General features: G+C 59.2%; 11 protein-coding genes. 7 read left to right on the top strand and 4 right to left on the bottom strand.

The features are described from left to right. Positions 1 to 102: 102 nt before the first annotated feature. On the bottom strand, positions 103 to 792 hold the full coding sequence (locus tag PV407_RS09085; RefSeq protein WP_332089601.1) for a helix-turn-helix transcriptional regulator: 690 nt from the start codon (positions 790 to 792) through the stop codon (positions 103 to 105). A gap of 366 nt (positions 793 to 1,158) precedes the next feature. Here PV407_RS09085 and PV407_RS09080 point away from each other — a divergent pair, with 366 nt between their 5' ends. After that, positions 1,159 to 1,758, top strand: a complete 600-nt coding sequence (locus PV407_RS09080) for a DUF2087 domain-containing protein (RefSeq protein ID WP_332089600.1) — start codon at positions 1,159 to 1,161, stop codon at positions 1,756 to 1,758. A 552-nt stretch (positions 1,759 to 2,310) separates the two neighbouring features. On the opposite strand, the gene PV407_RS09075 is transcribed toward PV407_RS09080, so the two are convergent. The 3 genes from PV407_RS09075 to PV407_RS09065 form a co-directional block, all read right to left on the bottom strand. Further along, complete coding sequence (locus PV407_RS09075) at positions 2,311 to 2,580, bottom strand: YciI family protein (RefSeq protein ID WP_332089599.1); 270 nt, start codon at positions 2,578 to 2,580, stop codon at positions 2,311 to 2,313. A gap of 242 nt (positions 2,581 to 2,822) precedes the next feature. Further along, complete coding sequence (locus PV407_RS09070; protein ID WP_332089598.1) at positions 2,823 to 4,958, bottom strand: LuxR family transcriptional regulator; 2,136 nt, start codon at positions 4,956 to 4,958, stop codon at positions 2,823 to 2,825. 208 nt (positions 4,959 to 5,166) lie between these two features. Further along, the gene (locus tag PV407_RS09065) at positions 5,167 to 7,401 is read right to left on the bottom strand and encodes an AraC family transcriptional regulator (RefSeq protein ID WP_332089597.1); all 2,235 of its coding nucleotides are present in this window, start codon (positions 7,399 to 7,401) and stop codon (positions 5,167 to 5,169) included. Positions 7,402 to 7,781: 380 nt separating this feature from the next. Here PV407_RS09065 and PV407_RS09060 point away from each other — a divergent pair, with 380 nt between their 5' ends. The 6 genes from PV407_RS09060 to PV407_RS09035 all read left to right on the top strand — a co-directional run bounded on the left by PV407_RS09060 (position 7,782) and on the right by PV407_RS09035 (position 13,463). After that, on the top strand, positions 7,782 to 8,657 hold the full coding sequence (locus PV407_RS09060) for an ABC transporter permease (RefSeq protein WP_332089603.1): 876 nt from the start codon (positions 7,782 to 7,784) through the stop codon (positions 8,655 to 8,657). Positions 8,658 to 8,676: 19 nt separating this feature from the next. Then, complete coding sequence (locus PV407_RS09055) at positions 8,677 to 9,570, top strand: carbohydrate ABC transporter permease (protein WP_332089596.1); 894 nt, start codon at positions 8,677 to 8,679, stop codon at positions 9,568 to 9,570. A 78-nt stretch (positions 9,571 to 9,648) separates the two neighbouring features. Next, positions 9,649 to 11,184: an extracellular solute-binding protein gene (locus PV407_RS09050; protein ID WP_332089595.1), complete on the top strand. Its 1,536-nt coding sequence runs from the start codon at positions 9,649 to 9,651 to the stop codon at positions 11,182 to 11,184. 247 nt (positions 11,185 to 11,431) lie between these two features. Further along, complete coding sequence (locus PV407_RS09045; protein ID WP_332089602.1) at positions 11,432 to 11,923, top strand: Rrf2 family transcriptional regulator; 492 nt, start codon at positions 11,432 to 11,434, stop codon at positions 11,921 to 11,923. Between the two features lie 56 nt (positions 11,924 to 11,979). Continuing rightward, complete coding sequence (locus tag PV407_RS09040) at positions 11,980 to 12,897, top strand: NAD(P)/FAD-dependent oxidoreductase (protein WP_332089594.1); 918 nt, start codon at positions 11,980 to 11,982, stop codon at positions 12,895 to 12,897. 122 nt (positions 12,898 to 13,019) lie between these two features. After that, positions 13,020 to 13,463 carry an SgcJ/EcaC family oxidoreductase gene (locus PV407_RS09035; RefSeq protein WP_332089593.1) on the top strand — a complete coding sequence of 148 codons (444 nt, stop codon included), beginning with the start codon at positions 13,020 to 13,022 and terminating at the stop codon, positions 13,461 to 13,463. Positions 13,464 to 13,751 lie beyond the last annotated feature (288 nt).

Genomic DNA, 13,751 nt, shown 5'->3' with positions numbered 1-13,751 from the left:
CGGGGCGCGGGGCGCCGGCGGGCGCGGCGCCGGCGTCGGCTCCGCCCGCACCGCCGGCACCGCCGCGAGCGGCGGCTTCGGCATATCGCGTTTTCGAACGGTTCATCGCGAGCCCATCCTTTTCAGCCGCTGCAAGATGCCGGGGTCGAACTCGCCCTCCAGCACGGCGGCCTCGATCAACGAGCCGTATTTGGACGAATCCAGATAAGGGACGAGTGCCTCCAGCAGCGAGCCGTCCAGCTCCTTGTTGATCAGCTTCATAAATACGATTTCTTTCGATTCTTCGTCCAGGAAGGGCGCGAACGTTTCCAGCAAGGCGCCGTCCAGCTTTTCCAGCGACGCCGCCTTCAGCAGACGGGTCAGTTCCGCCTCGTTCAAATACGCGGCGAGCTCCGCCACATGCCGGATGTCGATGCCGTGCCTGGCAAGTCCTTCGGCGATGACGCCGAGCGTGCTCGCCTTCAGCAACGGAGCCGCATGGACGACGGATTCGGCGCTCAGCTCGCCGGCTCCCAACATGTCGGCCACTTTCTCGGGTCGGCCTTCCAGGATGTGCCGCATCATGTCGTCTTCGTCCCGGCGCCGCTCCCCGCAGTTCAAAATTTGATCGATCGTCACGTGAAAAATGCCGGCCAGCTGCGGCAGCAGCGAAATATCGGGGAGCGAGTCGCCCATCTCCCATTTGGAGACGGCCTGCCGCGTCACGTTCAGCATGTCGGCCAGCTGGGATTGCGTGTAATCGTGCCGCTTGCGCAGCTTCGATACGTAAGCGCCGAATTTTCGGGTATCCATGGTCTCACCTCGCAAGCGTCGTATGTATAACGTACCACCGGACCGATGGGAAAAAAAGCGAATAAAGGTTGCGCGCCGCGTAAAGACTTGATCGCTCCGCTCCGTTCCGATCGTTGTGCAGGGAAGTCGAGCGTCTCTGCCTGTACTGCATTGCGTGCTCGCTGTCGATCGTTCGGGCGGGCGTCGAGTCGTTGCTGCGGTGGGCCTTACAGTTGGCCGAGCGAAACATGGGCGGGACAACGGATCCGTTATTTCATGCGGGATAGCGCCAATGGATCGTTGACATTGACAATGCTATCTAATTCGATTACTATCTAATTAGATAGATGGCAAATCGGAGTGATCCGACAGAAGGAGGAAACCGGCATGCAGTTGGATAAAATCGTCCGTTACCATAAAGCGGTCGCCGACCCGACCCGCGTGCGCATGCTCGTTCTGCTGGCGGGCGGCGAGCTGAGCGGGCTGGAGCTGGCGGAGAAGCTGTGCATCTCGCCGGCTACGGTGACGCATCATGCCGCCAAGCTGCGCGAAGTGAGCTTGATCGGCGAGCGGCGCGACAAAAATACGATTTATTTCACGCTAAATCGATACTTTATGCGGGCCTACAGCACGGCCATGACCGATCTGATCGAGAAAAGCGGAGGAGAGGAGGAGGGCGGCATGGAACAGGCGCACGAACGGCTTCGGCAGTCCGTACTGAAAAATTTTTTCACCGAGGGCGGCAAGCTGAAGCATATCCCGGCGCAGCTGAAGAAAAAGCTGATCGTGCTGGAGCATCTCGTTTCGCGGCTCGAGCCGGGGCGCAGCTATACGGAGAAAGAAATCAATGCGTTTATCGGCCAATACCACGACGATTTCGCGACCATTCGCCGGGAGTTCATCATGCACCACTATATGTACCGCGATAACCAAATTTACGAGCTGAACCCCCGGGAGCTGTGGGCCAAATGGGAGACGCTGTCGTAACCTGCGCAGTTGTGCGGTCGAGACAGAGGCTGGGAAGCTAAGGAAGCTAAGGAAGCCGGGAAGCCAAGCCGCAGCGCAAACCGCCTAGAACGAGACGCCGTACGTCTTGACGCGGCGGTATTTAACGTCCAACAAGGTTTGCTGCGTTAAATAGTCATGTGGCGCGACGTCTCATACCGGCAAGAACGGGTCTGACGCTGCAAATGCGAACGTATCACTGCGCAGGGACACATTCGTTGAATGTAGCGGACGTTCGAGACTCTTATATTCGGCAATCAAGCTGTTGTTAGCCCGTATGGCTGCATATCGCCCGAAATAGCGGTCTCAAACGTCTTCTATTTCGGATTTTCGCGGCATTTTGGCCGAATTAGAAGTCTCGAAAGACTCTTAACTTGGCAAAACCAGGCAGGCGCAGCGGGGGTACTGTTTGTTCGGACTCCCGGCAGCGGCGGGGAGACGGCTGCTTCGAAGTTACCGTCCGGAATCCCGGTAAATCGCGAAAAGGAACCGCCCGGGAGAAGGGCGGTTCTTAACGATGTGCGCATGCTGCGCTTACGACAGCGGGAACTGCAGCGGATTCCATTCGCGCAGCTCGAGCGTCCGCGCGCCTTCGGCGACGACCGGGTCGGCTTCGGCGAGCGCCTTCGCTTCCTCGGCGGAATCGGCGCGGTAAATGACCATGCCGCCTTTTTTATCGGCGAACGGTCCGGCCATGACGACTTTGTTTTCCTTGAACAGCTTGTCGAGGTAGTCGAGATGGGCGGGGCGGAATTTGGCGTTCAGTTCGGCATCGACGATGGTGAGCAGTGCGACGTAATGCATATCGGTTCGGACTCCTTTCAAAATAAGGCGGCCTTCGGCCGTCCGCGTTAGTTTCCATTTGCATTGTACCTTTTCGGTCGGCCGATGAAAAGGGGGCTGCCGGTACGCGGCGCGTACTTCGCCGGCCTGTACCCGGAGGCGCGATCGACGTGCGGAAGCCGGGCGCCCGCCGCTCCGGCGTCATCGCCTGCTTCGCCGGCCGCCCGCGGCTCCACGCGTAACCGCCTGCTTCGCCGACTCGCTTACTCCGCCGGCCCTTCCCGCCCCGCGGAGCCGCCGATGCTGCCCGCAGGCAGCGCTTTGGCGAGCTGGGTGCGATTTTTCAGGCCGTACTTGTGCAGCATCGAGTTGACGTGCTTTTTGACCGCGGCCACGCTCAAATAAAGCGCCGCCGCGATTTCCGCGTTCGTATGCCCGAGCGCGAGCAGCTCGGCCACCTCCGCTTCGCGCGGCGTCAGCGCCGGAGCGGCCGCCCCGCGGCCCGCGCCATCCGCGCCGCCGCCCGGCTCCTCCGCGACCGGGAGCGAAAACGCCGAATCCGTGACACGGTCGAGAAAGGCGGCCATCTCGCCGCCGCGCGTGTCGAGCCGGTACGTCGGGGTCAGCGTGACGCCGTCGTAGTCGGCATGCTCGGCCCCGGGGACGGGCGCAAACCCGAGGCTGCGATGCGCTTCGGCGTAATACGGCAGATGCGGCGGCGAAGCGATCAGGACGGAGCCGGACAGCATATGCGCCAGCTTCAGCCGGACGACGTCCGAGCGCAGCTCCTCGTTTTCCGGATCGATGACGTCGGCGGCGTACAAAAACTTCCCGCCCTCGCAAAGCGAGCCCAGCGCATGTCCGGGCTGTGCGGCGAAAAAGGCGCGCGACAGCGGAGCCCGCTTCAAATAAGGCAGCGTGTCCGGCCCGATCGGCAGCAGGGCGACGAGGCCGGCCGCTTCGCCCTCGGGGCTGCGCAGCAGGCGAAGCGCGCGTTCGCCTCCATGGCGGACGAGCTCGCGAACGTTCACGTGCTTCAGCTGGAGCAGGCTTTCGCCCGCGGTCAGCCGGAAGCGGAACAGCTCGCCCGTCTCCGGATCGGAGCAGCGGACGACGCAGTCTTTGGCGGTGTCGGCCCGGCGCCGGATGTACGCTTCGGCGTCGTCCGCATTGTGCTCGCCGACGGTTTCCCAGTAATGGCGGGAAGCGCGCGAATGGCGGAAATGCGCCCGCAAAATCGGATTGCCGACCAGGCCGAGCAGCTCGGCCGCCTCGCGGGATATGTCGCGTCCGCACCGCAGCTCCGCCGCAATCTTCTCGCGCAGCGACACGACCGCGCGCCCCGCGTAAGCGGCGAACCGGTCCGGGTACCGTTCGCGGAACGACCGGCGCACCGTCTCGCGGGCCAGCTCGTGCATGCTCCAGCCGCCGGCGCTTCGCTCGACGAACGATAACCGGACGAGCCGGTCGAACAGCGAAGGCGATACGCCGCGTCCGGTAACCTCGGACAAGCTCTCCGGATGAAACGCGCGCGTAACCGACGCGGCCATGACCAGCTCGCGCAGCTCGTCGTCCTTCGCCTCGTCCAGCCAGCGGCGCACGAGCTCCTCAAAGCCGGCGCCCGGCCACTCCGGCGCCGGAGCGGCAGCGCCGACAGCGGCGGGACGACCCTCGGCATAGGCCGAGGCGGCCATCACCAGCGACAGCGGATGGCCGAGCGTCCGAATCCACAGCAGGTCGCGCGCCGTTTCGTCGGCAACGCCGCAGTGCGTCAAGTAAGCCATGGCGTCGTCGTAGCTCCATTCGGACACGGGCAGCGCCACCGTCAGCTTCCGCCATGCCGGCGACAGCCGCCACGGGCCTTCGAGCGGGAACCGGCCGGCGATGACGACCAATATATTCGCGTGAAGCCGCGGCAAAAACGTCTCCCGCAGCCAATCGTCCAGGCTGCCGATCTCCTCGTAATGGTCGAAGGCGAGCACGACTTTGCGCGCGGCGGCGAGCTGGCCCAGCGCGTCCGCGCACCGCTCCGCGAGCGCTTCGGCACCCGCATCGTCCGCATCCGCGCCCGAACCCGGATCCGCGAGCCGCCGGATTTGGTCGAGCGCGATCGCCGCGATTTGCCCGGACCCGCCCTGCACGCCGCGCAGATCGATATGCACGTAAAGCGCGCCGCGCGCCGCGGCGATGGCGCGAAACCGTTCGAGCAGCACCGTTTTGCCCATGCCGCCCGTTCCGTGCACGTTCACGATCCGCTCGATCCGCTCCGGCAAATGCGTCAAATAGTCTTCGAAAAATCGCAGCTCGAACGAACGTCCGACGAATTCGTCTTCGCGGAGCCGTTCGATCCGTTCGCCGAGCGTGGCGAAGGAAGGTTGAATGTCCGAGGCGCGTTCCATGGGCAAGCAAGCTCCTTTCTCATGGCTAAGACCGTAACCGGCGCGATTGCGCCGATAGGCATCCAACGGAATTGTACTTTCCATAGTAATCGCTGCGGCGCGCGACGGTCCAGCATAATTTTCGCGAAGCGGCCGCCGCATGAAGCCGAAACCGGAAAACCCTTATCGCGGCCGATAAGGGTTTTCGCATATGCCTGTTGTCCGCGGCTCAGATCGTCTCGGTGCGCGGCGCCCGTTTGCGGAAATCGCTCGGGGTGACGCCGTTGCTTTTTTTGAACATGCGGTAAAAGTACGAGCTGTTCGTAAATCCGGTACGTTTGGCGATATCCGCCACCGAATAGTCGGACTCGAGCAGCAGCTGCTTCGATTTGGCCATGCGCACTTCCTGGATGACGTCCGACAGGGCGAAAAACGTCAGCTGCTTATACAAACGGCTTATATAGATCGGCGACATGTCGAGCTCGTCCGCGATCGAATTCAGGCAAAGGTTCGGGTTCGCGTAGTCCCGCTCGATAATTTCGTTGATCCGCTTCACCAAATCGTCCTGCTTCGAGCTTCGTTTCTCCTCCAGCCGCTTGCTCAACCGGTCGAAAATGCCGAAAAACTGGGACGTAATCTCCTCGATCACCTCCACCTGGTTCAGCGAGGCGAGCGCGGCGTCGAAATCGGCTTCGACGACGATGCCGTTATTTTTCCGAATCGTATTCAGCACGTTGATGACGGTGAACGTCAGATGGGAAATCGTCAGCTGGACGACATTGTACGGATATTCCGCCGTGGCGCGCACCATTTCCTCGTAGATCGTTTTGGCCTCGTCGCTCTTGCCCGTCATGAGGCAGTCGACGAGCTGCCTCTCCCGTTGAACCGGAAACGCGTAGTCCTTCTGCTTCAGACTCATGACGTCCTCCGACCACAGCAGGCAGCCGTGCCCGTAGAACAGCCGGTGCAGCGAAGCCTCCTTGACCTCGTTGTACAGCAGCACGCATTGATCGACGGACGGTCCGATCGGGCTTGCGGTAACGGAAACGGATACTTTGAGATGATGCCGTACCGCTTCCTGCATCGAGCGGAGCATGCCCGTCAAAGCGGCGCGATCCGAGAGGCGCCGCGCATCGCCGCTTGCGAGCAGCAGCAGCATGCGGTCGTCGCCGAGATCGACGCCTTCAGCGTGAAACGAGGCGGAGCCGATTTCCTCGCAGATGTTCGTGATCGCGTATTTGATCAGCTTGATATCGTCCCGGTACCGGTCGACGCACTCCGCGAACCGGTCCAGCCGGAGCAGAACGATCCGCGCATGGTGATCGACGCGGAGCGGCGAGCCGAATTCGGTCAGCTTGCGCTGGAGCGCCTCCGGGCCGTACGTTTCCCGGCGCAGCACGATATCGCGCAAAAAGTGCTGCTTGACGATGTACCGGTTGTTTCTGCGCTCGGCTTCGAGCGTCTTGAGCCGCATCAGCACTTTGTCGATCGGACCGTACAATTTGCGGGTGGCGGCGACGGACAGCAGCAGGCCGAGCAGCAGCACCGACAGGCTGACGTAGACCGTCTTCGTTCGCATGCCCGCAATCTCGCGCGTAATTTCCGTATACGGCGTCGTCCGGACGTACATCCAGCCGAGCGAATCCGGAGCGGTGTAGGAGACGAGCGACTTGACGCCGTCGACCGTATCGACGAAATAGTCGGAGGCGGCGCGGTTGTCCAAAATTTTCCGAATATAGCCTTTGCCCGAGTAATCGGTCAGCATCGGATCGCCGCCGCTGCGCGAATGCAAAACGCCCCGTTCGTTCATGACGAACGTATTGGCGCCGGAGCCGGCGGGCGCTTTTCCGAAATCCTGATTGACCCACGATTCGGCGATATTGACGACGACGGCCGCGCTCGCGTTTTTCTCCAGCATATCGTACGACAAATAGGAGTAGCTGCTTACCTGCTTCCCGTCCCCGATCGTATACGTCCTCGGGATCGGAACATACGGACGGTATTCCTTGAGGTTATGCAAAATGTCCACGATTCCCCGGTCGTCCAATTCCTGCTCCGTCTGGCTCCCGTTCCGGAACGTGTTCGAGCTGATGTAGTACATGCCGGAGCTCGCGTTGTACACGTAAATCGATTCGATAAACGGCATGGACAGCCGGTAGTTGTTCAACTGCTGCATCGCCAGCGTGACGTCGTAAATGTCCGGCTTCGGAAAAAAGATCAGCTTGGAGATCGTCAAGTCGCCGTAAATTTGAAACGACAGCGTTTTCGCCGTATCCGTCATTTTCGCCGCTTCCCGGCTCGCCTGCTTCAAGGAATTCAAATCGGACCGGGATACTTGCCGGATGGCGATGCTCTCGAAATTCATGATGAGCAGCGCGGACGTGATGAGCAGCGTAAGCACGATGCTGACGACCAGGCTGATCAATATATGTTTGTACAAATTCCGGTTCTCTCTCGGGTTCAAACGTTTGCTCATCCTTTCGCCAAATTTCCGATTCCGGGAGCGGGCCGGCTCGAAGGGCACGCATTCCAAGAAAGTATAGCCTACAAGCCGCCGCGGCGCCATAGAACGGGCGAAAAAGTAGACAGAACGCACGAAAGTGCGAATTGTTCACTCCGCGGCAGGCGCCGATTCGGCGAAAACCTTCACTTGTATGACGCAATGTGGAGTTTATTTTGCCGGCCGGCTTCCCGTACGATGGGGAACGGATGGGCGAAAAGATCGGCGGAGGCGCGGATTTCGATTCCGGCGGCTGCCGGTCCGGTTCATCCCAGTTACAGCCGGGGAGGACAAGGTTTGTGTCGAAGCGAGGGTTTTGGAGTGAGCTGAACAAAAACAAGCTGATGGTTTTGATGCTGCTGCCGACGATTTTGTTTTTTTTCGTCAATTCGTACGTCCCGATGGTCGGCATTTACTTTGCGTTTACGAGCTTCGATTTTCACGGGGGGCTGTTCGGAAGCCCGTTCGTCGGGCTGGACAATTTCAAATTTTTGTGGAAATCCGGAAAGCTGGCGGAGCTTACGCTGAACACGGTCGGCTACAACCTGGCGTTTATCGTGCTCAAAAACGTGCTGGCGATCGTTCTGGCGGTGCTGCTGAGCGAAATTCACGGGAAGCTGTTCAAAAAAACGGCGCAGTCGCTTTTGTTTTTGCCCTATTTCGTCTCGTTCGTGCTGCTGAGCGCCATCTCGTACAACATGTTCAACTACGAGACCGGCTTCGCGAACACGCTTCTGAAGTCGCTCGGCATGGAGCCGTTCAACTTTTACGGCGCGCCGTGGGTATGGGTCATTTTGCTCGTCGTGTTTTACCTGTGGAAGCATATCGGCTACAGCATGATCATTTATTTGGCGTCCATAACGGGCATCAGCGACGAGTATTACGAGGCGGCCCGCATCGACGGAGCCACGCTGCTGCAGAGAATCTGGCACATTACCGTGCCGATGCTGAAGCCGACGTTCGTGCTTCTGCTGCTGTTCTCGCTCGGCGGCATCATGAAAGGGCAGTTCGATTTGTTTTACCAGCTGATCGGCAACAACGGCCTGCTGTTCGGCAGCACCGACATAATCGATACGTACGTGTTCCGGTCGCTGAAAGAAACGTTCGACATCGGCATGGCGACCGCGGCCGGGCTGTACCAGTCCGCATTCGGCTTCATTCTGATCGTGACCGTCAACTACATCATCAAAAAAATCAACGAGGATTACGCCTTGTTCTAATGCGAAAGGAGGTTCGACCATGAACGTGAGAGCTTCGGAAAAATCCGTCGCCTTCAGCGTATTCGCCTATACGGTCGTCGCGGCCGCCGCGCTCGTCTGTCTGTTCCCGTTTTTGCTCATCTTGTCGGGGTCTTTGACGCCGAACGAATCGATCGTCCGGGACGGGTACCGGCTCATCCCGAAACAGTTTTCGCTGGAGGCGTACAAGACGATTTTCGCTTCGCCCGGGCCGATATTGAAAGCGTACGGCGTAACGACGTTCGTGACGGTCGTCGGCACGTCGATCGGGCTGTTCATGACGACGATGGCCGGCTACGTCCTGCAGCGAAAAGACTTCAAATACCGCAACAAAGCGATGTTCTACATTTATTTCACGACGCTGTTCAGCGGGGGGCTCGTGCCCTGGTACATCATGATGACCTCGTACCTGCATTTGACGAACACGTACGCGGCGCTCATTTTTCCCAGCCTGGCTTCGCCGTTTCTGATCATTTTGATGCGAAGCTTCATTCAGTCGACGATTCCCGACGAGGTGATCGAATCGGCCAAAATCGACGGCGCGAATGATTTTAAAATTTATTACCGGATCGTCGTTCCGCTCGCCATGCCGGGCATCGCCACGGTCGGGCTGTTCATGGCGCTCGGGTATTGGAACAGCTGGTTTTTGTCGTCGCTGTTCATCAACGATCCGAACAAATACGAGCTCCAGTTTTACTTGTACAACATTATCAATACGATGTCGTTTCTGGCCGATCTGGGGGTAAGCTCCGGGGTTACGCTGTCGGCCGACATTCCGATGGAATCGACGAAGCTGGCGATGTCGCTCATCGTCACGGGGCCGATCCTGCTGCTTTATCCGTTCGTGCAGCGGTATTTCGTCAAAGGGCTCACCATCGGCGCGGTTAAAGGTTAGACCCGGCGCGGCGCGCGATCCGCCGCCCGCCCGGCTGACATAGTATGATAAACTTGTAGAGACAGAGGGAGGCTTCACATGAACAGAAAGACGATGCGCCCATTTGCGCGGTTCGTCGTTTCGGCGCTCGCGGTCGCGCTGTTTGCCGGATGCACCGGCAAAACGCAGGACGCCGCTCCGAACGCGAATACGGCGGGCTCGGGCAAAGGGCCGGACTTTTCCAAACGGGTGGAACTGCAATTTTACATGCTGGGGGATCCGCCGAAAGATTTGCCGGTGATCGAAGCGAAAATCAACGAGCTCGCCTTGAAAGATTTGAACGCGACGGTGAAGTTCAATTACATTTCGTGGACCGACAATTCGACGAAGTACAAGCTGCTGCTCACGTCGGGGCAGCCGATCGATCTGATCTATACGGCGAACTGGTTCGGCTATCAGCAGTACGCGAAGAAGGGGGCGTTCCTGCCGCTGGACGAGCTGCTGCCCAAGTACGCGCCGAAATTGCACGGGTTCGTGCCGCAGGACATGTGGAACACGGCCAAGATCGACGGCAAAATTTATACGGTGCCTTCGACGTACAAGGAATATACGACCGGCGGCTTCATCTACCGGGAAGATTTGCGACAAAAGCTCAATTTGCCCAAACCGGAATCGATCGCCACGTTCGAAGCGTATTTGGACGGCATCAAGAAAAACGTTCCGGATTTGTTCCCGCTCGCGTCCGGCTTCAATATGCGCAACTATATGGAGCTGACCGTCGATCCGGCCGGATCGTTCCCGTACGGGATGACGGCCCCTTACGCCAAGCCCCGCGAGATGACGGCGTATTGGGGATCGCCGGAGCATCTGGAAGGGTTGAAAGTAGCGAAAAGATGGGCGGACAAAGGCTTCTGGTCGAAAAACGTGCTGAACGAAAAAGAGCTCGGCAACAACCTGGTCATCAACGGCAAATCCGCGGCGCTGTTCTCGCACAATCCGTCGATGTTCAACGATATGAATACGAAGACGCAGGCGGCGCATCCGGACTGGAAGCTCGCTTACTCGCCGTTCCCGTTCATCAAAGGGTACGCCACGCCGGTGACGCCGATCGGCAACGGCTTCGCCATTCCGAAGAGCAGTCCGAATCCGGAGCGGGCGATCGCGTTTTACGAAAAGCTCGTGACCGACAAAGAGTACAACCGGCTCACCGAATACGGCATCGAAGGCGTCAACTACAAGATCGAAAACGGGTATTACCAAATGATCGGCGACAGCAAATCGAACGGGTTCCCGCGCGAGGCGATGAACGGCTGGTCGTGGCGCAATCCGGAATATATGCTGTTCGACAAAGGCTATGACGGGGTCAAAGAAATTTTCGCCCAGCTGGACAAAATCGCCAAGCCGGACATTTATTCCGGGTTCGCCGAGGACTATACGGCTTACCAGGCCGAGCGGGCCGCGCTCGAGCAAGTGTCGAAGCAATATCTCGCGCCGCTCGAAATGGGGCTGGTCGACGACGTGGAGGCGGGCTTGAAGCTGTTCATGGAAAAAGCGAAGGCGGCCGGCCTGGACAAAATCCAGGCGGAGTACAAGAAGCAGTGGCTTCAATATTTGGACGAAGCCGGCATCAAATAAGGCGGCATGCGCGGAACATGGGGCCCCGCCCCATGTTCCTTTTGCATCGCACGAGCGCAGCCGATACGGTCGGCCGCCGCGCTTCGGCGTCGCGCGTTCGCCTCCGCTTCGGGCGCGGTTTCGCGGGATCAAATCCGGAGGGTCCCGATTGTTTCTCCATTGCTGCGTTGCAAAGTGCGGCGGCAGCGTATATAATGGACATCGTGGATCCATAATTAAAACAATCCTTCGGGAAGGAGAATCCGACATTCAGTTTTCCAAAAGCACCGATTACGCTTTGCACGCCCTGCTTCATTTGGCTCATTCGGAGCTTCGCCACAACATCGGAATCAAGGAATTGTCCGCGACGCTCGGCGTTTCGGAAAGCTACTTGTCGAAAATCATGTCCAAGCTGAGGCAGGACGGAATCGTACGCGCCGTGCCGGGAGTGAACGGCGGCTACGAGCTGGCGCGACCGGCCGCGCAGATTACGTTTCTTGACGTGATCCACGTGATCGAAGGCAGGCAGCAGCTGTTCGAATGCTCGAATTTGAATTCGCGGCAGCACCGGCTGCTGGCCGAAGAGGGAGCCGGGGAACGGACTCGGGAGCGGGAGCGTCAAGGCGAGAGCGAATGTTTGGTTAAAAGGGTGATGGACGGCGCCGAACAGCATCTGTATCAATATTTGCGGGAGCATACGATCCAGACGGTGCTGGACGCGGCGGCGAAAGAGCGCGGCCATGCCGCAAACAAGAAGTGATACGCTTCTTGCACTTTAATTATGGACATTAAAGGTCCATGGAGGTGATTGAATACATGGAAAACCAAGTTCTCGATGTGGCGATTATCGGCGGAGGCCCGGCGGGTTTAAATGCCGCTCTCGTACTGGGGCGGGCGAGGAAACGGGTGGCGGTGATCGACGAAGGCCGTCCCCGCAACGCGGTGACCCGGGAGGCCCACGGATTTCTTACCCGCGACGGGATCAGCCCAAGCGAATTTCGGCGAATCGCGATGGAACAGATCGGCGCCTATCCGTCCGTCTCCTTCGTGGCGGATACGGCCGTGTCGGTTGCGGGCGCGGACGGTCGTTTTCAAATTGCGACCGAGCGAGGAACCGTCTTTGCAAGCAAAAAGCTGCTGTTTGCCGTCGGATTGAAGGATCGCCCGCTGCAAATTCCGGGACTGGCGGAGGCGTACGGGAAAAGCGCCTTCGTTTGCCCGTATTGCGACGGCTGGGAATTAAGGGATCAGCCGCTTGTTCTTATTGTCAAGGGGGCGGATCTTATGCACTTCGCTCCGCTGATATCCGGATGGACGAACCGCTTTGCCGTTTGCACGAACGGCCCCGACGAGCTGACGGACGCGCAGCGCGAGGAGCTTCGCCGGCACGGCGTCCCCGTATTCGAGTCGCCGATAAGGTCGATCGACTCGGACGACGGGATCGTGCGGCAAGTCGTCCTCGAAGACGGGACGACGATTCCTTGCAGGGGGATCTTTTTCAAGCCGGAGCTGGTTACGGGCTCGGACTTGCCGCGGACGATCGGATGCCGCATGACGGAAGACGGAATGGTCGTCGTCGACGATTTGGGGAAAACGAACGTTCCGGGCGTCTACAGCGCCGGGGATGCGGCGTCGCGACGGAATTGGGCCATTGCCGCAGCCTCCATGGGCGCCTTTGCCGCCGCTGCCCTAAACAACGAGCTGAATTTGGAGGCTTGGAAGCGGAACGGATGAACATTCCCGGCGGTATTTTCCAAAATCGCAATTTCCGAGAAACGATCCCCGGCCCATGCATGCTATAATGGGGGCACTGACGGATCGTGCGACTTTGGAATACGTATCAGGAGGAATGATCGATGAATGGTTCGAATGAAGTTGAAGCGCTCTACCGGCAGCTGTTAACCGCATGGAACGATCGGAACGCTCGCGGAATGGCCGAGTTATTCGCGGAGGAAGGGGAGCTGATCGGGTTTGACGGAAGTCAGGCGATCGGACCGGACGACATTTTCTCGCACCTCGATCCGATTTTCCGGGATCATCCTACCGCCCGATTTGTGAGCAAGGTCAAAACCGTGCGGCCGCTAGGTTCGGAGGCGGCGATGCTGCGAGCGATCGCAGGCATGGTTCCGCGCGGGCAATCGGATCTCAATCCCGCGGCGAACGCGCATCAAACCCTTGTCGTCGCCAAAAACGCAGGCGATTGGCGAATCCGGCTGTTCCAAAATACGCCGGCTCAGTTCCACGGCCGACCGGAGTTGGTCGAACGAATGACGGCGGAATTAAGGAGCTTGTTAAGTTGACCCGGGCCCGTTAACGGTTCCGCGTTTCTATCACAAAGGATACGGTCGATGTCAACCTTTGGGTAATACCCGGTAACCCCGCGCCATGTTATCGTTACGGATAACATGGGACCGAAAGGGGCTATAAACCGCATGGAAACGATCGATCGCGAACGTTTATTGAAGCCGGACCGGGTAACGGGATCGGAAATCTTGCTTCGCAGCCTGCTGCTGGAAGGTGTGGAATGCGTCTTCGGCTACCCCGGCGGGGCGGTGCTGTACATTTACGACGCGATGCACGGCAATCCG

It is taken from the genome of Paenibacillus sp. GYB003 (assembly GCF_036577625.1).
Taxonomy (GTDB): domain Bacteria; phylum Bacillota; class Bacilli; order Paenibacillales; family NBRC-103111; genus Paenibacillus_AB.
The sequence above is the reverse complement of the archived record's forward strand: the minus strand, read 5'-3'. Positions and strand labels throughout refer to the sequence as shown.

Excerpts from the sequence above, each read along its gene's own strand:
- PV407_RS09085 (WP_332089601.1), bottom strand. The coding sequence starts at position 792 with ATGGATACCCGAAAATTCGGCGCTTACGTATCGAAGCTGCGCAAGCGG.
- PV407_RS09080 (WP_332089600.1), top strand. The coding sequence starts at position 1,159 with ATGCAGTTGGATAAAATCGTCCGTTACCATAAAGCGGTCGCCGACCCG.
- PV407_RS09075 (WP_332089599.1), bottom strand. The coding sequence starts at position 2,580 with ATGCATTACGTCGCACTGCTCACCATCGTCGATGCCGAACTGAACGCC.
- PV407_RS09070 (WP_332089598.1), bottom strand. The coding sequence starts at position 4,958 with ATGGAACGCGCCTCGGACATTCAACCTTCCTTCGCCACGCTCGGCGAA.
- PV407_RS09060 (WP_332089603.1), top strand. The coding sequence starts at position 7,782 with ATGGTTTTGATGCTGCTGCCGACGATTTTGTTTTTTTTCGTCAATTCG.
- PV407_RS09055 (WP_332089596.1), top strand. The coding sequence starts at position 8,677 with ATGAACGTGAGAGCTTCGGAAAAATCCGTCGCCTTCAGCGTATTCGCC.
- PV407_RS09050 (WP_332089595.1), top strand. The coding sequence starts at position 9,649 with ATGAACAGAAAGACGATGCGCCCATTTGCGCGGTTCGTCGTTTCGGCG.
- PV407_RS09040 (WP_332089594.1), top strand. The coding sequence starts at position 11,980 with ATGGAAAACCAAGTTCTCGATGTGGCGATTATCGGCGGAGGCCCGGCG.
- PV407_RS09035 (WP_332089593.1), top strand. The coding sequence starts at position 13,020 with ATGAATGGTTCGAATGAAGTTGAAGCGCTCTACCGGCAGCTGTTAACC.